This is a genomic window from Asticcacaulis tiandongensis (assembly GCF_006475605.1).
Classification (GTDB): Bacteria; Pseudomonadota; Alphaproteobacteria; order Caulobacterales; family Caulobacteraceae; genus Asticcacaulis; species Asticcacaulis tiandongensis.
Map to the genome: position 1 here is coordinate 14,448 of NZ_ML636837.1, position 19,570 is coordinate 34,017.

The window sequence follows — 19,570 nt, forward strand, 5'->3', positions numbered from 1 at the left end:
CTCCCCGCCAAAGGCAGGGAGGAGATTTAGTCGAGTTGCGGGAAGGCGATATCGCTGATGACCCGTTCGCCGCCGTGACGTGACAACTGCACCACCACATCAATCAGCGATGAGGCATAGGCCAGGGTTTCGCGGCGGGTTAGTTGCGTGCCGGACTGCATGACCATCAGGGCAATCTGTTCCAACGCCCCCTGAGGCGTATTGGCGTGCACGGTGGTAAACGACCCCGGATGGCCGGTGTTGATGGCGCGCAGGAAGGTGGTCGCCTCCTCGCCCCTGATTTCACCGACAATGATACGGTCAGGGCGCAGACGGAGGCTAGCCTGCAACAGATCATTGATCGTGACGCGGGCTTCACCGGTTTCGCCCTTCACGGCCACCAGCCCCAGCGCGTTTTCATGCGGACAGGCAATTTCCGGCGTATCCTCGACCATGATGATGCGTTCATGCAGCGGCACGGTTTTCAGGAGCGCATTGAGAAAGGTCGTCTTGCCCGATGACGTACCGCCGGAAATCAGGATGGTCTTGCGCGCTGCAACGGCTTCGGTGAGGAACTTCACCGGCTCACGGCGGGCATAGTCAAGGTCTTCGTCGCGGTTTATCGTCGGCACGGGGACGATCGGGCCGCGATCATAGGCCGACAGGTCGAGATCAACCATCACATGACGCCGGATGGCCAGCGCCCAGTGTTTGCGTGTGGCGGGTGGCCCTGCCAGTTGTACGCGCTCACCGCCGGGGAGACTGGCCGACAACAAGGGGGTTTCACGGCTGATGCCCTGATGGGTCAGGCGCGCAATCTGTGCCGCCAGACGCCCCAGAAGGACGTCATCGACCTCAGGGGCGGCAACCTTCAGCATCTGCGGCTGACCGGAGATTTCGACCCACATTTCACCGGGGCGATTGACGAGGATTTCCGTTACGTCTTCACGCTCAAGCCAGTGCGCAAACGGCTTAAGCCATGTGCGCAGATAAACGCCGTCAACAGGTGTAGCCATTAGTCAGCCACCGAGAAATCAAGGTCGCGGGCGACGAAGACCTGAACCGGCGTGCCCTGCGCGACCTTGATGGTCGGTGGGATGCGCATGTTTTCCTGCAAGGCTGAAGTCGCCGCATTGGTCGCATCGCTTGAGGAGCCGATGACGATCGTATTATTGCGCGAGCCGCCGGAGGCCACGACGCCATTGATCACCGACATCAGTATGGCCGAGCCGAAACGCTTGGCAAAATGGGTATCGACCGATCCTGACAAGCCCGCCTGCCCCATATCATCGGTGGCCGGAGACCCCAGTTGCACCGACACGCCATCGGGACGGATGACACGGTTCCAGATGACAAAGGCGCGGGTCACGCCCAGTGACAGGCCGCTTTTATACTGACCGATCAGGCGGCTGCCGCGCGGGATAAGTACGGTCTTGCCGTCAAAGCTGCGGACATCGCGTGTCACCAGCGCCCGTGCATAACCCGGCAGATCGGAGTTCAGCGCCGTCTCAAGGACCGCCGGAATGATTGCCCCTTGCGGCAGGGTTTCGGACGGGTTTTCCATGCGGCTGGCGCGGTTGGACAGGTTCGAGGTCTGGTTCGAGAAAAACTGATCATCGCCACTCAGCATCGGGGCGTTACCGCCCGTCGCGGCAGCGGCCACCGGTGTGCCATCAGGTGCCAGTTGAATGGGGATGGAATTATCAAACACCATGACCGCTGCATTGGAACCACCCGCCACACCCTCGGCGCGAGACGGCGATTCAGGGGGCATGGGCTGCGGTGGTAAGGGCTGCGGCGGCAGGGCCTCACCTTCGGGCAGAGGGGTTGCCGGAAAATCCATAGTCCCGTCAGGTGCAGCCGGCGCAGGGGCTACAGCGACAGGGGCGGCCGGTGGTGGCGGCTGGCGATTGCCGGACATACTAAAAAGCGTTATCCCACCGAGCACACAGGCCCCCAGAACGCCTGCGGCCAGCCCCAGACTATCGCCCACGGTTGAGGATTTGGCGACGGCAGGCATGGCATTGACCGAGGCGGCTTCAAGCGCTTCGGGCGGCAGGTCGCGGCGCGGGTCTGAACCGGTTTTATCCTTGCCCAGCATCAGTTACGTCCTCCGAACCATGACTTTTTCGCCTTGGCTGTACCGAGCTTTTCACCATCGGCGACCGGATCACCGGGACGCGGCGCACGCGGTTGCGGCGACAGGGCATCGAGCGAGGGCACAATGAAGGCGTCGTTGTAAAGTACCGCCGTCTGATCGCCGCTGCGGAGCGTAAAGGCGCGCGCCACCACATCGGCGACCATATAGTCGCCGCGACTGGCATAGTTGATCAGGCTTTCGGTATTACCCGACGTCACGGCATAGACCGCCGGTGCGGCCACGCCGTCGGCCCATAGAAAATAGGTCGAGGTGCCGTCATCAAACACCCTGAGCGGCACCAGTTCTTTCTGGCCGGAATAGGTGTAGCTTGAGTTGCGTTTTACCGGCAGCGGCAGGTCGCCTTCGGGATCAACCGGGGCGGCCAGACTTTGCAGCGCCGTCAGATCGACCGGTTCATCCTTATAGGTAAAGCGCAGGTCATAGACGACATCGCCCCGTCGGCAGGCCGCATTTGAGGCGGTGCGCAGTTCGAAATTATAGCGGTGCCGGTCAGTGACCACGCTCATATTGGAAAAGGCGTTTGGTGAGGTCGGCTTCAGGAACAGAAGATCGCCGCGTTTGTTCGGCGCGACCTGCCATTGTGAGGCGTCCCCCAGACCGATATTTTCCACACGTTCACCGGCACCAAAGGTCACCATGGTCTGAAAATTGACGCAGGCCTCAAGGCGCACCACCGCCCCTTCGTTATGTTCAACCGTGCGGATACGCGGCTCTGACGACGCCTGTAACGGCAAGGCCAGAAGCCCGGCGGCACACAAACCGGTGACGATAAAAGAGGAAGATTTCATCATGAACTGCTTAAAGGCTTGGTGACGGTGGTTGTGGCGGGGCGGTTGGCAGAGCGGAAACGTTGTCCCAGTCCCTGAGTGCGGCGGGGTGTGGCGGTGGCTGGTGCCGTGCCGCCTTCGGTAAAGACGAGGCGTTCACCGCTTTCGCGGGAAGCCGCGCTGGCGTTTTCGCGGTCGATCGCTGTGACCAGCGTATCGCTGCGGCGATCCGTGCTGCCTTCGGCGGTGGCGGCGACGGTTTGAGCGGCCTGACCGGCGGCGACAAAGGCCGACAGGGTTTGCGCCTCCTGCGTCTGGCGGTCGGAGCTTGTTTTGTCACGCAGAGCCGCCTGCCAGTCGCGCACCAGCGAACCAGCCACCCACATCAGCACGGCTAAGAAAGCGGCATAGATCAGCGACCCCATAAAGAGGATAACCATCGGCTGCACCATGCGCACCGAACGCATCGGGTCTTCGGCTATGAAATCGATCAAGGGGATAAACAGGCTTAGGGCCGTTGTACCGCCTAAGACCGCCAGCATGGGGGCCAGGGCAAAGACTACGCTTGTCCGGAGCCAGCCATTGAACAGGCCACGGGTCTGACCGAACAGGGCCATAACGATAAAGATCGGCCCGAGTATCAGAAGCAGGTTCAACACCATGCGCGACAGGATCAAAACCCCAAGCGTCGAAAAGAGCAAAAACAGGCCGCTGAGCCAGAAAAGCGTGACCGGCATGGACTTGGCGGCGAGGAAACCGGTTTGCTGCCCGTCTGCCTGATTCTGTACCGTTTCAAGGCTTTGGGCGATTTCAGCAAAGCGCACGAACAGGGCATCAAGCCGTTCGGCGAAGTTCATGACGGCGCTGCCTTTTTGCCCAAGAAGCGCGGCAGCGATCTGATCCGGGCCGCCCATCAGGAGCCCGTAGAAAATCGCATTGTAAAAGGGCCAGAATGAGACAAAAACCAACACCAGCACCATGGTTATGATGCGCGGGGACATCATAGGCAGTGTCAGACGCGTACGTCCGGTCAGGAAGCCATAGGCCAGTAGCGCGACATAGATGATCAACAACAGGGTCAGGGCATAGCTGAAGGCCCCGCCCGCACCGAACAGACGGTTATAGCCTGTGGCGACTGCCTCACCGATCTGGCAGTCCATGGCCCGCAAGGAGCCTGAAACCGAGGTTTCGCCTACAAGTGTGATCGGCGGGCAGTTGCTCATGAAGCCGCCTTTTGGGCCGCCAGAGGGTTACCCGGATAGGGGTAACCGACCAGATGGGGCCACCACAGTGACGGATGATCGCCATATTGCGCCCGAAGCTCATCGAGATGGCGCACCGTGGCTTCGCGGCCCGACAGCAGGGTAATGACATCGGGCTGTGCCGACAGGTCAAGGCGGGCGACAACGCTATGGTTGCCGTGCTTGACGAGAAAGGCGCGCGAATGGGCCGGAAGGGCGCGGATAAGTTCCAGCTCATGCTCGGTCAGGCCAAAGCCTTCGCAATAGTCTTCGAACTGGGCGCGGGGATTAGGCATGAAAATCTGGGTCGCCGACTGTTCGATGATCGCGGTCGAAATACGGCTGTCCAGCGCATCGCGCGCTGATTGCGTACCAAAGCCCAGAATGGCGTTGCGTTTACGCAAGGTCTTCATCCAGTTACGGATTGCGGCGGCGAACACCTCATCATCAAGCGCCTTCCAGCCTTCGTCGATGATCAGAATTGTCGGCGTCCCGTCAAGGCCTTCCTCCACGCGATGGAACAGATACAGCATGCACGGCGTGCGCAGGATCGGATCATTGAGCAGCTGGGTCATGTCGAAACCCAGCGTGCGGGCATTCATGTCCAGCCGGTCGGTGGCGTTGTCGAACAGCCAGGCCTTATCCCCGTCACCAGTCCACGACGAAAGCCGTGCGGCCAGATCCCCGTGCGTGGGTCTGCGTATCCCCCCAAGCAGTTCGCGGAAATAACGCAGGCGGCGATATTGCGGGTCCTGTTCGTAATTGGATTCAACGGCTTCGGCGATAATCGCCTCTTCTTCGGCGCTCAGGGGCTGGTCGGGTTTATGTACCAGCTGGGCGATAAAACTGCGCAAAAAAGCGCGGTTTGAGGGCGAATCCGGTAGCTGGAGGGGATTAAAGCCGGAAGGCTCACCCGCACGCAGGGTATCGTAGTGGCCATCAATGGCGCGAACGAAAATTTCTGCCCCGCGATCCTTGTCGAAGATGACGGTGCGCGGTTTGAATTTCTGCGCCTGCGCCGCCAGAAAATTCAGCACCACCGTCTTGCCGGAACCGGACGGGCCTATGACGGTGAAATTGCCAAGGTCGGCCTTATGGAAGTTAAAGAAGTACGGCGTGCCGGAGGTGGTTTCAAACACCGTCACCGCCTGCCCCCAGTGGTTGCCTTCGGCCTGACCTATGGGGAAACCGTGGAGGGAGGCAAAGCTCGCGTAGGCACTGGTGGAGATCACCGCCTTGCGGGCAATATAGGCTTCGTTGCCGGGGAACTGCGCCCAGAAGGCCGGTTCGAGGTTGATGTCTTCGCGCACCGCCACGGCCCCAAGATCGGCCAGCGCTGCCAGTGCCTGAGCCGCAGCCGGATCAAGACCATTTAAGGTCGGGGTGCGGACACAGAGGCTCAGGTGGTGTTCGCCCAGCCCCAGAGAACCGGTGGTCAGGTCGTCTCTGGCCTTCATCAGGCCCTGCCGCAGGCTTTGGGCCTCTTCGTTGGCGGCACGCAGACGGCGCAGGGCCAGACTGATGCGCTCCTGACCGATCTGACGGTCAATAAAGCCATAGCTTTCGGTCAGGGTCATTTCAAACGGCAGACGTAAGAGGGCATCGCACATGCCCGGCGTGGCGTGCGGCGGATAGTCCTTGAGCGAGAGCATGGCCGCATATGTCTTGCCTTCAGTAGCAGCGGATTGCTCTATGGCCTCAAGGCCGAAACTGGTGCGGCGATAGGGGATATATTGGCCGATGTCGCTGGTGGGACGCAGCACAGGGCGCAGTTCGCCATTATAGAGCGCCGACAGAAGTTCCAGCGGCTCCGAGCAGCGGCCCGCAGCGGATTCGTAGCCGCCCAGTACACGCGGGCCATAGGCCGAGAGTGCCGCCAGAAGCGCATCGGTGGCCGCCTGAATCTCACGATGGTCGCGCGCAAGGCCTGCGGCCTGAGCGTCTTCGCCCACACCCTGCCCTAACAGACGTAAGATGCCTTCGGCAAAACCGACCTTCCCCTTGGGGTTACGGCGCACCACCGTCAGGAACAGGTCATTGACGAACATCTGACGCGAGGACAGGCGTTCCTGCCATTTGTCGTGGATCAGGCCACAGATGGCGTCATCATAATGCGCGTTCTGGGTGACGCTGACGCGGCGGCGGATGATGTGGTGATAGAGGACAAACCGCGAAGAGCCTATGGCCCTGAGGGCGGCGGCGCGGACGATCTGGCGGTGATTGACCTCATCGGTGTCTGCCGTCTCAAAGGCAAAGCCTTCGAGGTGGATCGACTGCATTAAGGAACCGTCGCGCAAGACGACCGTGCGGTCATCATACAGACGGTCATAAGGGAGGCGGTCCCCCGCCCGCTGTTCTTTGGCGAACCAGCGGCTGAAACCTTGGGAGGGGGCGGGTTTTGCACTCATGTGAAATCAGGGTCTGTAGGAATTACAACGCCAGAAGCGCCAGTTGGGAATACGCGGGCAGCGCGACACCTTGGCCATCCACAGGTCAAAGATGCGTGGCTCACGCAGACAGGCCAGATAACCGATGACATGCACCAGTAGCGCTACACCCAGAGCCCAGAAAGAACGGGTAATGAGGAAGGCCTGCGTCGTTACCACGCCATTGATGATGAAATAGCTGTAGGTGACACCCGCAAACATCTGCGGCTGGGTCAGGGCCTTGAAGACCGGTGTCCTTATAAGATCGGCCACTTAACCGCCCGCCGCCTGACGGATACCGCCAACAATGGTCGCCGCGCCAAACAGGATAAAGCAGCCAAGGATTACCGTCGCGCCAAACTTCCAGTTCAGGCGTCCGGTCAGCATCATGAAGCCGATCATGGCGACGGCAATGACAGCGACGGCGGTGGCGACATTACCGAGCAGTGAACCTTGAATCCACAACAGGGCATTGAGGATCGGGCCGGAACCTTGCGGGTCCTGCGCGAAGGCCTGCGTGGCCATTGCATTCAGCCCGGCCGCCAGCGCAAACCCGAACGCCGTCCGTTTCAGGGAAACTGGCTTAAGCTGAAATGTGGTGTGAAACATACCCGACCCCGATCCTTATAGTTGATTAGGCGACACTTAAGTAACTGACCCGCACTGTCAAGACAGTCTGTTGAACCCTGAGGTCGCGCTTCGGTATCATGGGTATATGACAGTCATGTAACTATCAAAAAATATTCCGTTGGCGGTAAATTATTTTGTGGGTGGTCAGGGGCGCGGAGGCCGCATTTCGCGCCTTAAGTGTGCACACGGGTGTTTGGCACAAGGTTTGAAACCAGACAGGCGAGGCGTACCGAAACGGCACGCCGCATTCAGGGAAAAAATCCCGATAGGAGCGCCTGATGGCTACTGATATTGACCTGCATCTGGGTAAGCGTCTTCGCCGCCGCCGTCGTCTGCTGGGCCTGACGCAACAACAACTGGCGCTGGCTGTCGGCATTCGCTTTCAGCAAATCCAGAAATATGAGTGCGGGGCCAACCGCATCTCTGCCGCCCGCCTGTTCCAGCTGGCCAAGGCGCTGGAAACACCGGTCAACTATTTCTATGACGGGCTTTCGGATGAAAGCGTCGAAGCGGCACCGGTTCAGAATGACGGCATCGAAGTGTTTTCACGCAAAGAAACCCTTGATCTCATTCAGGCCTATTATCGCCTGTCGGAGCGTCCACGCCGCCGTTTGCTCGATCTGGCCAAGTCGCTGAATGGCGAGAGCGAACTGCCGCAGTAAGCGATAATTGCAAAAGAAAGTAAGATACCCCACCACCCCGCCGGTAAACCGGCGCGGTCCCCCTCCCCATTAAAATGGGGAGGCATGAAAAAGGGGACGATTGCGGTTTTGAACGGAAGTCTCTACACACTCAGGAAATATAATATTTTCGGGGTGAACCATGGCGTCTCTTTCAACCGCAGAGCTGAAAGCGCTCGAACTCTTTGCGCTGCAACTGGCTGAGGCCGCCGCCAAGGTGGCCCTGCCGCTGTTTCGTGTCGCCGATCAGGGGGAAGTGTCAAAAGACGGCCATTCGCAGGGCTTTGATCCCGTTACCGAAGCTGATCGCGGAGCTGAACGGGCCATACGCGCCCTGATTAACACCCATTATCCTGACCACGGCATCATCGGTGAGGAATATGGCGAAGAGCGCTCAGATGCCGAATTTGTCTGGGTGCTTGATCCGGTCGATGGCACCCGCGCCTTTATTTCCGGCCTGCCGTTGTGGACGACACTGATTGCCCTTAGGCATCACGGGCGCCCTGTGTTGGGGATTATTTCCCAGCCGTTCCTGAAAGAAATTTTCCTTGGCTCGCCGCTGGGGTCGCGCCTGATTACCCCTGAGGGGGAGACGCCGCTTAAGGTTCGCGATGGTGGCACACTGGAAAATGCGGTGTTTGCGACCACCGATCCTGATCTTTATTATGATGGCGAACATGCGGCGTTTTATAACTTACGCAACAAGGTACGCCTGATGCGGTATGGCTGTGACGCCTATGCCTTTGCCATGGTCGCTCTGGGGACGATGGATGCGGTGGTTGAGACCGGCCTCAAGGCCTGGGATATCGAAGCGGTTATTCCGGTGATTGAAAATGCCGGTGGTGTGGTGAGCAACTGGCATGGCGAGACGGTAGGCCAAAACGGCGGTCAGGTGATTGCCGCCGGTAGTCGGGCGATACTGGACGCGGCGGTTGGGTATCTGAAGCCGGTGGCGGATTAGGAAGATACCGCAAGAAGTAAGATTCCCCCTCCGGCGGGCAAGCCCGCCACCTCCCCCGGCAAGCCAGGGGAGTATGAAACACACAGGTTGGCCACCCCTCACCCCAACCCTCTCCCCTCAGGGGAGAGGGAGCTATAGGGCGAGAACGACCTTGCCGGTGTGGGTACCGCTATCGAGATATTCATGGGCGGCAGCAACCTGAGGGAAGTCAAACACCTTATCCAGCAAGGGCCTGATGCGGCCCGACAGGATATGCGGCCAGACATGGGTGCGCACCTCTGAGACCAGACGGGCTTTTTCGTCGGCGCTGCGGGGTCTGAGCATCGAGCCGGTGATCACGGCCTGTTTTTGCATGACCCGCGCCAGATCAATCTCGACCCTTGACCCACGCGCCATGCCGACCTGAACGATGCGGCCTTTGGGGTTCAGGCACAGGATGTTTTTTGCCGTATAGTCACCGGCAATAATATCGAGCACCACATCCGCGCCGCCAAAGGCTTTGGCGGGCGCTACGAAATCTTCGGTTTGGGTATCAATCACCAGATCGGCCCCAAGTGCGGTGATCCATTCCATGCGTTCTGCGCCGCGTACTGTGGCGATGACCTGTGCGCCGAAGGCTTTGGCCATCTGAACCGTCATGGCCCCGATGCCGGAATTGGCTCCATGCACCAGCACGGTTTCACCGGCCTTAAGACCGCCATGTTCGATCAGATTGGCATAGACCGTCAGGCAGACCTCAGGCAGGGCGGCGGCCTCGGCTGGGCTCCAGCCTTCAGGTATCGGCAACAGGTGGCGGGCATCGATCCGCACATAGTCGGCATAGCCACCGCCATTAACCAGCGCACAGACCAGATCACCGGTTTTCCACAGCACATCATCGCCATAGGTCGGTTCGGGGTGGATGGTTTCAATCACACCGGCCACCTCAAGGCCCAGAACCGGTGAGGCCCCTGCCGGTGGCGGATAAAGTCCCTGTCTTTGCAGTATATCCGGGCGGTTAACCCCTGCGTGGGTGACCCGTAACAGCACATCTCCGGCTTCGGTTTGCGGCAGGGCTGCCTCGGTTATAAACAGGCTGGCGGCAGTTTTCCCGTCACCTTGCACAGCTACGATACGCATGGCTGATTCGTTTTCCTTGATTTCTTCGCCTGAGAAGCGTTTTACTATGCCACCCTAACGGCAGGTGCGGCTGACGCACAATGCCTCTTTTTGTACAGGACGGAGGTGTCAGATGTCAGACGATGATTCAAACCAAGACTATGACACCGGTGCGGAAGCCGGTTCGGCCCTGCACGCCCTGACGCACGAAGACCTTAGTATATATAGTGTTGAAGATTTAACGGAACGATTATCGTATCTTGGGGCCGAAACAGAGCGCACCCGCGCCGCGCTTGAGAAAAAGAAAAGCGGACGTTCGGCAGCCGACTCCCTGTTCTCCTTCAAGGGGAACTAAGCGTTTTTAAAATACCGGCTGAAATCCTGCCGCAAGGACAACTGGCACAGCGGTTGCATGTGCTTTTCACCGGTTAGAGGGCGTGATAAATTGCCCGCCTGTATTATGGAATATGTTGATGTCTGACAGCGTTGCCCGTCCGTTTGCTCCACGCGTGGATATAGTCCGTGACTTTGCCCGCTCGGATCTGTTTGACCGTACCTTCAAGGAGGGTATGGCACTGGTTGAAGAAACCGCCGCCTATCTCGATGGCGACGGACGACGTGACTCACGCATACTGAGCCGTGAAGACGCGCTGGTCTATGCCGGTGAAAGCATGCGACTGACGACCCGCCTGATGCAGATTGCCTCCTGGCTTCTGGTGCAGCGTGCCGTGCGTGAAGGGGATATGGACGCGCAGGACGCCTGTGACGAGAAATATCGCCTGTCGCCGGTCAATGCGGTGCATCTGGGGGAAATGCAGGAGACCTTACCCGAAGGTTTGCTGCACCTTCTTGATCGATCGAACCGCCTCTATGAGCGTATCTCGCACATGGACAAGCGCATGTTCATCGATGAGGACACCGATACGCCTGCGGTTAATGCCGTGCTCGATCAGATGCAGCGCCTGAAGAACGCCTTCGCGCTGAAGGATTGATTTATCTGACGCCCTGGGGCATGGCATAGGCTCTCGGCCTGTCACGCATTTTTATCCGAAAAGTGCGTCACACCTTTCGGAATGCGTTTGCCATGTCACATAGCTGCCAGCTTTATCTTATTACGCCGCCTCAGATTGCCGATCATGCGGCCTTTGCCCGTGAGTTGGAGGCCGCCCTTTCGGCTGGGCCCGTGGCGGCCTTGCAGATCAGGCTCAAAGACACGTCGCTGGATGAAATCCGCAGCCTGTCGCGCCTGATAGCCCCCATTGCCCATGCGCATGGCGTGGCGGTTCTGATGAATGATCATGTGGAACTGGTGCGCGAACTGGGGCTTGATGGCGCGCATGTCGGGCAATCGGATATGGCGCTTAAGGACGCGCGCCGCCTTCTGGGGCCTGAGGCCATGATCGGTGTCACCTGCCACAACAGCCGCCATCTTGGGTTTGCCGCTTCTGAAGGGGGGGCAGATTATGTGGCCTTCGGGGCGTTTTTCCCGACCTCGACCAAAGAGGTCGAACATATGGCCGAGCCGGAAGTGCTCACCATCTGGCAGGAAAGCATGGAAGTGCCGTGCGTGGCCATTGGCGGTATTACGGCGGATAATGCCGCAGAGATGGCGGCGGCAGGCGCTGATTTTATCGCCGTATCCGGTGCGGTCTGGAACCATAAGGACGGTCCCGCAGCGGGCGTTAAGGCATTGATCGGGGCTTTGGGTTAGGACTCTGCTCTTCCAGACGATAGGTCGCAGAGACCCTCCCGTCACTTTGCTTTCGCAAAGCGCCACCCTCCCGCAAGCAGGAGGGAGAAGAAAGTAAGATCACTACGCCAGCCTATCCCCTTGCGCGGGCGCGCTTAAAAGCGTACTAACGCGCCCGAGCTTTCCGAGTGCCGCTAAATGGCGCTTGTTTTCCTGCACCCTTTTGACAAGTCGTATCCTATGCCCAAAATCAACGCCAATACCATCAAGCCCGGCATGGTGCTTGAATACCAGAACGGCCTGTGGACGGTCGTTAAAACCGAGCATGTGAAACCCGGCAAGGGTGGCGCTTTTGCTCAGGTCGAGATGAAAAATCTCGTGACCGGCACCAAACTGAATGAACGCTTCCGCTCTGATGACTCGGTTGACCGCGTTACGCTTGAGCAGCGCGACCATTCTTTCCTGTATGAAGACGGCGACATGCTGGTGTTCATGGATCAGGAAAACTATGAGCAGATCAGCCTGTCGAAAGAATGGGTGGGCGAGGATCAGGTGCGCTTCCTGCATGACGGCATGGTCGTCATCATCGAATCGCACGACGAAAAGCCGATTGGCATGTCCCTGCCGGACACGGTTGTGCTTGAGGTTGTTGAAACCGAGCCGACCATCAAGGGTCAGACCGCTTCGTCTTCCTATAAGCCCGCCAAGGCATCGAATGGTATGCGCGTCATGATCCCGCCATTCATGGGTGTGGGTGAACGCATCATCGTTTCGACCGAAACCGGCGAATATATGAAGCGCGCGGACTAAATCAGATACGCAAAAAAGTTTCACCTTATGGTGAATACATTTTTTGCGATCCATTACGGTCACATCAGGACTTGGGGCAGCCCTTCGTCCTGATGTGTCTTTTTTACTTTCAGGTGTTTTGTCGTGATCCTTCAATCTTCGCTCATTCAGGTTATGGTCGCCTCCATCCGCAAGGCGTGCAAGGGCGTAGCCCGCGACTTCGGTGAGGTCAGCGAACTTCAGGTATCGCGCAAAGGCCCCGGTGATTTCGTTACCGCCGCCGACAAGCGTGTTGAAGGCGTACTGTTTGAGGAATTGTTGCGTGTTCGTCCCGGTTACGGTTTTTTAGGCGAAGAACAAGGCGCGTTTGAAGGCACCGACAAGACGCATCGCTGGATCGTTGACCCGATCGATGGCACCACCAACTTCATGCACGGCATCCCCGTATTTGCCTGCACCGTGGCGCTGGAGCGTGATGGTGAAATCGTCGCCGGTGTGACCTTCAACCCCGTGACCAATGATCTGTACTGGGCAGAAAAGGGTAAGGGCGCCTATCATAACGACCGTCGCCTGCGCGTTTCGGCGCGCAAGAACCTTGAGGACTGCCTGATTGCTACCGGTGCGCCGTTTATCGGCAAGCCCGGACATGCCCAGTTCCTGAAAGACCTGCACCAGATCATGCAGCGCACCTGTGGCATTCGCCGTCTGGGGGCCTGTTCGCTTGATCTGGCCATGGTCGCCGCCGGTCGGGTCGATGGCTACTGGGAACGCGGTCTGAAGCCGTGGGATATGGCGGCGGGTCTTTTGCTGATCACCGAAGCCGGTGGCAAGATCAGCTCGATTGATACGGACGAAAGCCCGATGGTAACCGGCGAACTGATTGCCTGTAATCTGGATCTCTATCCGGCGTTTCTGGAAAAGCTGCATATGGCGAAGTGATCGCCTGACAGGTCAGGAAAATAAAAAACGCCGGTCTGAGGAATCAGGTCGGCGTTTTGTTTAGTAAGATGCCCCCTCTGTCACGGCTTTGCCGCGACATCTCCCCCGGCAAGCCAGGGGAGTATGACCAGATAGTGTGTCAGGCTTCGAGCCAGACTTCCTCATCGCCCGGTTTGGGCGGCGGACGGAAGCCTCGGAACACAGTGGCCACCAGATGCTCGGCTTCCCATTCCTGCATATTAGCCACGCGACCGGTCAGGAAGCGGAACATCAGGGGGCCATAGAGAATATCCAGCCCCATCTGCATATCGATATCCGGACGGATTTCGCCGCGTTCAACCCCGCGCTTCCACATCACCGCGACTTCCATGCGGCGGGTGGTCAGAAACTGTTCCAGCAACACCTTATGGAAGGCTTCGTCGCCATGGCTTTCAGCCAGAATCATGCCGAGGGTGCGTCCGGCCGGGCTTTGGTAGAAACGCACAGCCTCAAGCAGTTGCAGCACAAAATCGCGCTCGGCAGAGCCGGTGTCCGGTGTCGCCACATCTGATTTGAGTTGCGACATGAAGGCGTCAAAGGCGATATGCACCTTGTTGGGCCACCACTTATAGAGCGTGGCCTTTGACACTCCGGCTTTTTTGGCGATGGCCTCAGCCGTGATGTCACGCACGTGGCTGTCCTGCAAAAGCTCAAGCGTGACGTTCAGTATATTGGTACGTGCGCTTTCCGAACGCGGCCGCCCCCTGCCCCTTTTGGCTGGCGAAGGCTCAATGTCGTCAATAATGACATTATCACTCATATAGACCGTCATAACCCCTCCGGCATCCCTGATGCTCTAATGTTGTTTGCGCTGATTCTGTTTATGTTTCCGGCGCATTTTTTCAAGCGGCTCTGTCAGACGACAAACTGATGCGCGCCCAGTTACGCATTTCGGTCTGGGCTTTCTCAAGGCACGACAGGGTGCGTTCGTAGGTTTTCTGACCCAGCACCAGACGCAAGGGCGGTTTCGTCGCATCCACCAGCTGCAAGGTGGCGTCTACCGCCCCTTGCCAGCCATTCTGTTGCAGGTTCTGGGCGTTACCCACCGCCACAATCGTCACCTGAATACCTGTGGCCTCCAGTTCATGGGACAGGGCCTCGGACACACCGTCTATGGCGCGGCGCGCGGCGTTGTACAGGCCGGAAGTACCCTGCTCCGGCATGGCGGAAACATTGATCACATGCCCCTGACGGCGATCGCGCATACAGGGCAATATGGTGCGGGTGACGTTCAGCATACCAAACAGATTAACATCAAAAATCCGGCGGACTTCGCTGTCGCCCGTGGTTTCAACGGCACCGGTCAGGCCGCAAACCGCCGTATTATTGACCAGCACATCTATCTGACCAAAGCAGCTGATAGCGGTTTGCACCGCCGCGGTCACTGAAGCGGGCTTCGACGTATCCATCCCGATGCACACCAGCGCATGTTCATAGCCGGACAGTTTGGTGCGCAGGCGTTCGGGCTGTGCCGACACCGCCAGCACAAAACCACCTTCCGACAGAACCTTCTGGGTCAGGGTGAAACCATACGGGCAATCAGCATCGGTGATAAACCACACCCGCTGGCGGGTAGCCTCGTTATCTTCAATTAAATTCGTCACGATAAATACCTGATATCTGGGCGGCCTGCGCAATCGTTAGATCGATCGTCAGGTTAAAAATAGGCAGATGATTACGCGCTAACGCAACAGGGTACTATTTGCGATCATATAAAACCAAACGTTCAGTATCTCAAGAAATAAGATCGTGATCGACGATAAAAAGGTCACAAAACGTTGTAAAATTACAAAATAAATTATCTTTGGGCGGCATAATACAACCGCACCCGTCATAATTGCACGGTATTATAATGCAGTAATGAAACAATCTGACATTGATGTGACCGATCAGAAACGCAAAACGGGAGGCAAGCGCGAACCTGCCTCCCGTGTATTAAGTTATCGACGAAGCCTTAAGCCTTGTCTTTGTCCTCAGCCTTGTCAGATGTTTCAGGCAAGGCTTCGGGGGCGTCAGGCACTTCGGGCACTGCTACCGCCAGAGGCTCCGCTTCGGTTTCCGTTGACGGCACCGCCAGATTGAAGCTGTGCTCCACCAGAACGCCGGTGTCCTCATCGCGGATGATTTCTTCGCCGTTCAGCACCTTCTCGATTTCTTCGCCGGTCAGGGTTTCGACATCGAGGAGCGTCTGTGCCAGACGGTGCAGGGCCTCAAGATTTTCAGTCAGGATGCGTTTGGCTTCGTCATAACCGGTCTGAACCAGCTTACGCACCTCGGCATCGATCTGCTGGGCGGTGGCTTCGGAGACGTCACGGCCAAGCGCACCATATTCATCTTCGGCGTCCTTATAGTTGACCAGACCGAGCGCATCCGAATAACCCCAGCGGGTGACCATGGCCTTGGACAGGCGCGTGGCTTGTTGAATGTCGGACGAGGCACCGGAGGTGACCTTTTCCTTACCGAAAATCAGTTCTTCGGCCACACGACCGGCCATCAGAATGGCCAGACGCGAGGTCATCTGCACATAGTTTTGCGAATAGCGGTCGCCTTCGGGCAACTGCATAACCATGCCAAGTGCACGGCCGCGCGGAATGATGGTCGCCTTGTGCACCGGATCGGCCTCAGGCGCGCGCAGGGCGACAATCGCATGGCCACCTTCGTGATAGGCGGTCAGCTTCTTTTCTTCGTCGCTCATGGCCATGGACTTACGTTCAGCACCCATCAGCACCTTGTCCTTGGCGTCTTCAAAGTCCTTCATGGTAACCAGCTTGCGATCCTTGCGTGCCGCCATAAGCGCCGCTTCGTTGACAAGATTCGCCAGATCAGCACCGGAGAAACCGGGGGTGCCACGGGCAATGACCTTAACGTCGACGTCCACCGCCAGAGGCACCTGACGCATATGGACACGCAGGATAGCTTCACGACCGGTCAGGTCAGGGTTCGGCACGGTTACCTGACGGTCAAAACGACCGGGACGCAGCAGCGCGGAGTCGAGCACGTCAGGACGGTTGGTGGCGGCAATGATGATAATGCCTTCTGAGGCCTCAAAGCCGTCCATTTCCACCAGCAACTGGTTGAGGGTCTGTTCGCGTTCATCGTTACCACCGCCATGACCGGCACCGCGATGACGACCGACCGCATCGATTTCGTCGATGAAGATGATGCAGGGCGCGTTCTTCTTGGCCTGCTCGAACATGTCGCGGACGCGTGAGGCACCGACACCGACGAACATTTCCACAAAGTCGGAACCTGAAATCGAGAAGAAGGGCACACCGGCTTCACCGGCCACCGCACGGGCCAGCATGGTCTTACCCGTACCCGGAGGGCCAACGAGCAGCGCACCCTTAGGGATCTTGCCGCCCAGTTTCTGGAACTTGGTCGGGTCTTTCAGGAAATCGACGACTTCCTGAAGCTCTTCTTTGGCTTCATCGACACCGGCGACGTCGCTGAACATCACGCGGTGCTTGTGCTCGGTCAAAAGACGCGCCTTGGACTTACCAAAGCCCATAGCGCCGCGACCACCGCCCTGCATCTGACGCATGAAGAATATCCAGATACCGATCAGCAGGATAAACGGCAGAAGGCCCGACAGGATCGACACCAGCACAGAGGTGTTGGCCGATTTGATCTTGACCTCTACGCCCTTGCTGTTCATCCGGTTGAGCAGCTCTTCCTGCGGATAGGGCACAACCGTCGTATAGCTTTCCTTGTTTTTCAGGATCACCTTGGCATTATCACGATGCAGGTTTACCTCAGCCACTTCGCCCTTATCGACACGCTCAAGCAGCTGCGAATAGGTCATATCCTTCGGCGCGTTGCCATAGGGCGTGTTCCCCCCGTTCATGGCGACATATCCAAACAACAGACCCGCCACCACCATACCGGCAATGATCAGCGCGCGATAATTCATTATTTACCTCAATGCTCAGTGCAATCTGTATACGTATATAGTAGGCCTTAGGCCTGTGCGCCAGAAATACCGTTCCGGCATTATGTATTAATCTCTGCCTCATGACGCCAAAGCCCCGCATGGGCGCAAAAACGTCTGTGAACCAGACTTTTAACCTCACCGCCCGTGGGCGAAAGGTGCAAAACCCCGCTCACGTCGCGCCAGACCGGCACACCGGCACGCAAGGCGGCCGGTAAGGCCTTCAGGGCCTGCACATCCTGTGCCGCCAGATGGCGCATCTGGCCCTTGAGCGGCATAATATCTCCGTCTATGCCGCCCGCCGTAATCTCAAAGCGACCGTCCCAGATCACGGTTTCACCCGCCCGAAGCGTCACCGGCGGCAACGGATTACGGGCAAATTCGCCGCTGTTTCGGCCAAATATCACCTGATCGGACAGCCTCCAGACTCGCGCGCCGCACAGGCTGTGATTCAGGCTGTCCAGCAAACGCAGGGCTTCATAAATTGTCCATAGGGAGTCCTGACGCGGCAGGCGAATACCCCCGCCTGCACAGACCAGTGCGCAGGCAATGACATGGCGCGCATCCGCCATCGGCATGTCGAGCAAGGCTTTATATTCAAAGCGCAGACTGCCGCTTATGAGGTCATGGGCGGGTACAGGAGGGCGCGCACCGGCGGGGCTTTGATTTTCGGGTATGATGACGGGGGTTTCGGTCAATGTGCGCCGCGCCAGCGACCGCAGATAGGCCGGATTATCATTGGCCGGATCATCAATATAGGCAATGCCCGCCACCTTGAGCCATTCCCGCAATCGGGCGCGACCAACCCCCAGAACCGGCCGCAGGTAAAACAGGTCACGGCCTTCGGGCCACAGGGGCGACGGCCCCCAGGCTTTGGGGGCGCTGACGCTTGAGCCCATATCGCGCATCAGGGCCGCTTCCTGACCATCATCGGCATTATGCCCAAGGCACAGAATCTGAATGTTCTTTGCCCGCGCCGCCTGATTAATCAGGGTGTGACGGGCCTGTCGCGCCGCCGCCTGAATGCCGGTAACGGGTTTGTCGCCCTGCCATTTGAGCGGTGTAAAGCCTAGCCTGAGGTCTGTGCACAGGGCTTGGACCGTTTGCGTCCAATGGGCGCTTTGCGGGTTAAGGCCGTGGTCAACGCAGAAGACGTGCAGGGGTCTTTGCCCCCAGAACCACAGCAGGTGCAAAAGGGCTATCGAATCCCCGCCACCGGACACCATCACGCCGAGCGGCGTCTGACAGGCGGCATCGAGAGGATTGAGGCCACGTAAAAAACCTGCCCACACATCGGGGCAGGTTTGATTGGCCTTATCAATACGGGCTTTGAGGCTTAGGTGCACTTGCCCCGGGCCGCCAGCGCCCTGGCTTCGGACTTCATGGGTGTCGAAGCCAGCGTGCCGTAGCGTTTATCAAACTCCGTCAGGGCGGCGCAGGATTGCTTCGCCTGATTGGTTTCCGCCAGTGCCGAGGCCAGTTTCACAGTCGCTTCGGGGGCCCAGGTCGTCTTGGGCCAGCCCTTGAGCGAGGTGGCATAGGCACCGACCGAGCCAGTCTTGTCGCCTTTGAGCGAACGGATCTGTCCGAGACGGAACCAGGCTTCGGGCGTTTGGGCGGCATTCGGCCAGTTGGTGGTGAAGGCTTCGAAAGCGCTGCCGGCGGCATCGACATCGCCATTGGTCAGCAGGCTGTAGGCCTGATCGAAATCGCCATCGGCGCTGCCGGTAGAAATGGGGGGGGGTGGCGGCGGGCCGTACTGGGCCTCAATGTCTTTCAGGTGGGCTTCGTTCTGATCGACGCGCTTGGTCAGGGTGTCCAGACGCGCGGCCATGTTTTCATTTTCACGCTTGAGCTGGACATTGGCGTGATTGGCTTCCTCAAGCTGGCCGGTCAGGCGGGTGATCTGGTTTTCCTGATCATCAAGCTTACGCGACAGGATATCGACCGTCGCCTGAAGGGCCACAACTTCGGGGTCCGGCTCAATGAGGATCGGCGGCGCATTCTTGTTTTCAACCTTTTGCACCGCGCGTTCCAGACGGCGCAGATTACGGTCAAGGCGTTCAAGGCGCTTCTTGTCCCATTCAATGCCCGGAACGGTTTCTTCCTGACGGGTCGAAAACACCTGAGCTTCGGCGGGACTATGCGCCATCCCAAGCGGTGCAATGACCGCGAAGGATAAGACTGTTGCCATTAACAGCCCTTTAGAGCGAGAAGACGTCCCTGTTTTCATACTGCCTGT

The 19,570-nt window shown here is 58.4% G+C and carries 20 protein-coding genes; 7 read left to right on the forward strand and 13 right to left on the reverse strand.

Features of this window, described 5'->3' with window-relative positions; translation table 11 throughout:
* Positions 1–26: 26 nt before the first annotated feature.
* Genes virB11 through E5201_RS00105 form a run of 7 tightly spaced genes read right to left on the reverse strand, consistent with a single transcriptional unit; the run spans position 27 to position 7,183 of the window.
* Positions 27–995 (reverse strand): P-type DNA transfer ATPase VirB11, encoded by a 969-nt coding sequence (virB11, locus tag E5201_RS00075; protein ID WP_140983965.1) that lies wholly within the window; start codon positions 993–995, stop codon positions 27–29.
* Positions 995–2,080, reverse strand: a complete 1,086-nt coding sequence (gene virB10, locus E5201_RS00080; RefSeq protein WP_140983966.1) for a type IV secretion system protein VirB10 — start codon at positions 2,078–2,080, stop codon at positions 995–997. Before virB10 ends, virB11 begins: the two co-directional genes overlap by 1 nt.
* Positions 2,080–2,928, reverse strand: coding sequence for a TrbG/VirB9 family P-type conjugative transfer protein (locus E5201_RS00085; RefSeq protein WP_181404489.1), 849 nt, complete (start codon positions 2,926–2,928; stop codon positions 2,080–2,082). Before E5201_RS00085 ends, virB10 begins: the two co-directional genes overlap by 1 nt.
* A complete protein-coding gene (locus E5201_RS00090) occupies positions 2,928–4,130 on the reverse strand; it encodes a TrbL/VirB6 family protein (protein WP_140983968.1) in 1,203 nt (400 codons plus the stop codon). Before E5201_RS00090 ends, E5201_RS00085 begins: the two co-directional genes overlap by 1 nt.
* Positions 4,127–6,556, reverse strand: coding sequence for a VirB4 family type IV secretion/conjugal transfer ATPase (locus E5201_RS00095; protein ID WP_140983969.1), 2,430 nt, complete (start codon positions 6,554–6,556; stop codon positions 4,127–4,129). The genes E5201_RS00090 and E5201_RS00095 overlap by 4 nt, the downstream gene beginning before the upstream one ends.
* A 6-nt stretch (positions 6,557–6,562) precedes the next feature.
* Positions 6,563–6,847, reverse strand: a complete 285-nt coding sequence (locus E5201_RS00100) for a VirB3 family type IV secretion system protein (protein WP_140983970.1) — start codon at positions 6,845–6,847, stop codon at positions 6,563–6,565.
* Positions 6,848–7,183 (reverse strand): TrbC/VirB2 family type IV secretion system protein, encoded by a 336-nt coding sequence (locus tag E5201_RS00105; RefSeq protein WP_140983971.1) that lies wholly within the window; start codon positions 7,181–7,183, stop codon positions 6,848–6,850.
* Positions 7,184–7,482: 299 nt separating this feature from the next.
* On the opposite strand from E5201_RS00105, the gene E5201_RS00110 reads away from it, so the two are divergent.
* Together E5201_RS00110 and hisN are read left to right on the forward strand one after the other, a co-directional pair.
* Positions 7,483–7,866 carry a helix-turn-helix domain-containing protein gene (locus E5201_RS00110; RefSeq protein WP_140983972.1) on the forward strand — a complete coding sequence of 128 codons (384 nt, stop codon included), beginning with the start codon at positions 7,483–7,485 and terminating at the stop codon, positions 7,864–7,866.
* A 160-nt stretch (positions 7,867–8,026) separates the two neighbouring features.
* Positions 8,027–8,845, forward strand: a complete 819-nt coding sequence (gene hisN / locus E5201_RS00115) for a histidinol-phosphatase (RefSeq protein WP_140983973.1) — start codon at positions 8,027–8,029, stop codon at positions 8,843–8,845.
* A 132-nt stretch (positions 8,846–8,977) separates the two neighbouring features.
* Here the strand turns inward: hisN and E5201_RS00120 are convergent, their stop codons facing one another.
* A complete protein-coding gene (locus tag E5201_RS00120) occupies positions 8,978–9,964 on the reverse strand; it encodes an NAD(P)H-quinone oxidoreductase (RefSeq protein ID WP_140983974.1) in 987 nt (328 codons plus the stop codon).
* Between the two features lie 112 nt (positions 9,965–10,076).
* Here E5201_RS00120 and E5201_RS00125 point away from each other — a divergent pair, with 112 nt between their 5' ends.
* The 5 genes from E5201_RS00125 (at position 10,077) to E5201_RS00145 (ending at position 13,361) form a co-directional block, all read left to right on the forward strand.
* Positions 10,077–10,298 (forward strand): DUF1192 domain-containing protein, encoded by a 222-nt coding sequence (locus E5201_RS00125; protein WP_140983975.1) that lies wholly within the window; start codon positions 10,077–10,079, stop codon positions 10,296–10,298.
* Between the two features lie 118 nt (positions 10,299–10,416).
* Positions 10,417–10,935, forward strand: a complete 519-nt coding sequence (gene rcdA, locus E5201_RS00130) for a protease adaptor protein RcdA (protein ID WP_140983976.1) — start codon at positions 10,417–10,419, stop codon at positions 10,933–10,935.
* A 92-nt stretch (positions 10,936–11,027) separates the two neighbouring features.
* Positions 11,028–11,654, forward strand: coding sequence for a thiamine phosphate synthase (gene thiE / locus E5201_RS00135; RefSeq protein WP_140983977.1), 627 nt, complete (start codon positions 11,028–11,030; stop codon positions 11,652–11,654).
* 219 nt (positions 11,655–11,873) lie between these two features.
* Positions 11,874–12,443, forward strand: a complete 570-nt coding sequence (gene efp, locus E5201_RS00140) for an elongation factor P (protein ID WP_140983978.1) — start codon at positions 11,874–11,876, stop codon at positions 12,441–12,443.
* Positions 12,444–12,566: 123 nt separating this feature from the next.
* On the forward strand, positions 12,567–13,361 hold the full coding sequence (locus tag E5201_RS00145) for an inositol monophosphatase family protein (protein ID WP_140983979.1): 795 nt from the start codon (positions 12,567–12,569) through the stop codon (positions 13,359–13,361).
* Between the two features lie 139 nt (positions 13,362–13,500).
* On the opposite strand, the gene E5201_RS00150 is transcribed toward E5201_RS00145, so the two are convergent.
* The 5 genes from E5201_RS00150 to E5201_RS00170 form a co-directional block, all read right to left on the reverse strand.
* On the reverse strand, positions 13,501–14,172 hold the full coding sequence (locus E5201_RS00150) for a TetR/AcrR family transcriptional regulator (protein WP_246050333.1): 672 nt from the start codon (positions 14,170–14,172) through the stop codon (positions 13,501–13,503).
* 70 nt (positions 14,173–14,242) lie between these two features.
* On the reverse strand, positions 14,243–15,004 hold the full coding sequence (locus E5201_RS00155; RefSeq protein WP_181404490.1) for an SDR family NAD(P)-dependent oxidoreductase: 762 nt from the start codon (positions 15,002–15,004) through the stop codon (positions 14,243–14,245).
* A gap of 350 nt (positions 15,005–15,354) precedes the next feature.
* Positions 15,355–17,310 carry an ATP-dependent zinc metalloprotease FtsH gene (ftsH, locus tag E5201_RS00160; RefSeq protein WP_140983981.1) on the reverse strand — a complete coding sequence of 652 codons (1,956 nt, stop codon included), beginning with the start codon at positions 17,308–17,310 and terminating at the stop codon, positions 15,355–15,357.
* A gap of 80 nt (positions 17,311–17,390) precedes the next feature.
* The gene (gene tilS / locus E5201_RS00165; protein ID WP_140983982.1) at positions 17,391–18,674 is read right to left on the reverse strand and encodes a tRNA lysidine(34) synthetase TilS; all 1,284 of its coding nucleotides are present in this window, start codon (positions 18,672–18,674) and stop codon (positions 17,391–17,393) included.
* Entirely contained in the window at positions 18,665–19,522 is an 858-nt protein-coding gene (locus E5201_RS00170; protein WP_246050334.1) for a tol-pal system YbgF family protein, read from the reverse strand. The genes tilS and E5201_RS00170 overlap by 10 nt, the downstream gene beginning before the upstream one ends.
* Positions 19,523–19,570 lie beyond the last annotated feature (48 nt).

Coding starts and splice junctions, on each gene's coding strand:
- virB11 (WP_140983965.1), bottom strand. CDS start 995: ATGGCTACACCTGTTGACGGCGTTTATCTGCGCACATGGCTTAAGCCG.
- virB10 (WP_140983966.1), bottom strand. CDS start 2,080: ATGCTGGGCAAGGATAAAACCGGTTCAGACCCGCGCCGCGACCTGCCG.
- E5201_RS00085 (WP_181404489.1), bottom strand. CDS start 2,928: ATGAAATCTTCCTCTTTTATCGTCACCGGTTTGTGTGCCGCCGGGCTT.
- E5201_RS00090 (WP_140983968.1), bottom strand. CDS start 4,130: ATGAGCAACTGCCCGCCGATCACACTTGTAGGCGAAACCTCGGTTTCA.
- E5201_RS00095 (WP_140983969.1), bottom strand. CDS start 6,556: ATGAGTGCAAAACCCGCCCCCTCCCAAGGTTTCAGCCGCTGGTTCGCC.
- E5201_RS00105 (WP_140983971.1), bottom strand. CDS start 7,183: ATGTTTCACACCACATTTCAGCTTAAGCCAGTTTCCCTGAAACGGACG.
- E5201_RS00110 (WP_140983972.1), top strand. CDS start 7,483: ATGGCTACTGATATTGACCTGCATCTGGGTAAGCGTCTTCGCCGCCGC.
- hisN (WP_140983973.1), top strand. CDS start 8,027: ATGGCGTCTCTTTCAACCGCAGAGCTGAAAGCGCTCGAACTCTTTGCG.
- E5201_RS00120 (WP_140983974.1), bottom strand. CDS start 9,964: ATGCGTATCGTAGCTGTGCAAGGTGACGGGAAAACTGCCGCCAGCCTG.
- E5201_RS00125 (WP_140983975.1), top strand. CDS start 10,077: ATGTCAGACGATGATTCAAACCAAGACTATGACACCGGTGCGGAAGCC.
- rcdA (WP_140983976.1), top strand. CDS start 10,417: ATGTCTGACAGCGTTGCCCGTCCGTTTGCTCCACGCGTGGATATAGTC.
- thiE (WP_140983977.1), top strand. CDS start 11,028: ATGTCACATAGCTGCCAGCTTTATCTTATTACGCCGCCTCAGATTGCC.
- efp (WP_140983978.1), top strand. CDS start 11,874: ATGCCCAAAATCAACGCCAATACCATCAAGCCCGGCATGGTGCTTGAA.
- E5201_RS00150 (WP_246050333.1), bottom strand. CDS start 14,172: ATGACGGTCTATATGAGTGATAATGTCATTATTGACGACATTGAGCCT.
- ftsH (WP_140983981.1), bottom strand. CDS start 17,310: ATGAATTATCGCGCGCTGATCATTGCCGGTATGGTGGTGGCGGGTCTG.
- E5201_RS00170 (WP_246050334.1), bottom strand. CDS start 19,522: ATGGCAACAGTCTTATCCTTCGCGGTCATTGCACCGCTTGGGATGGCG.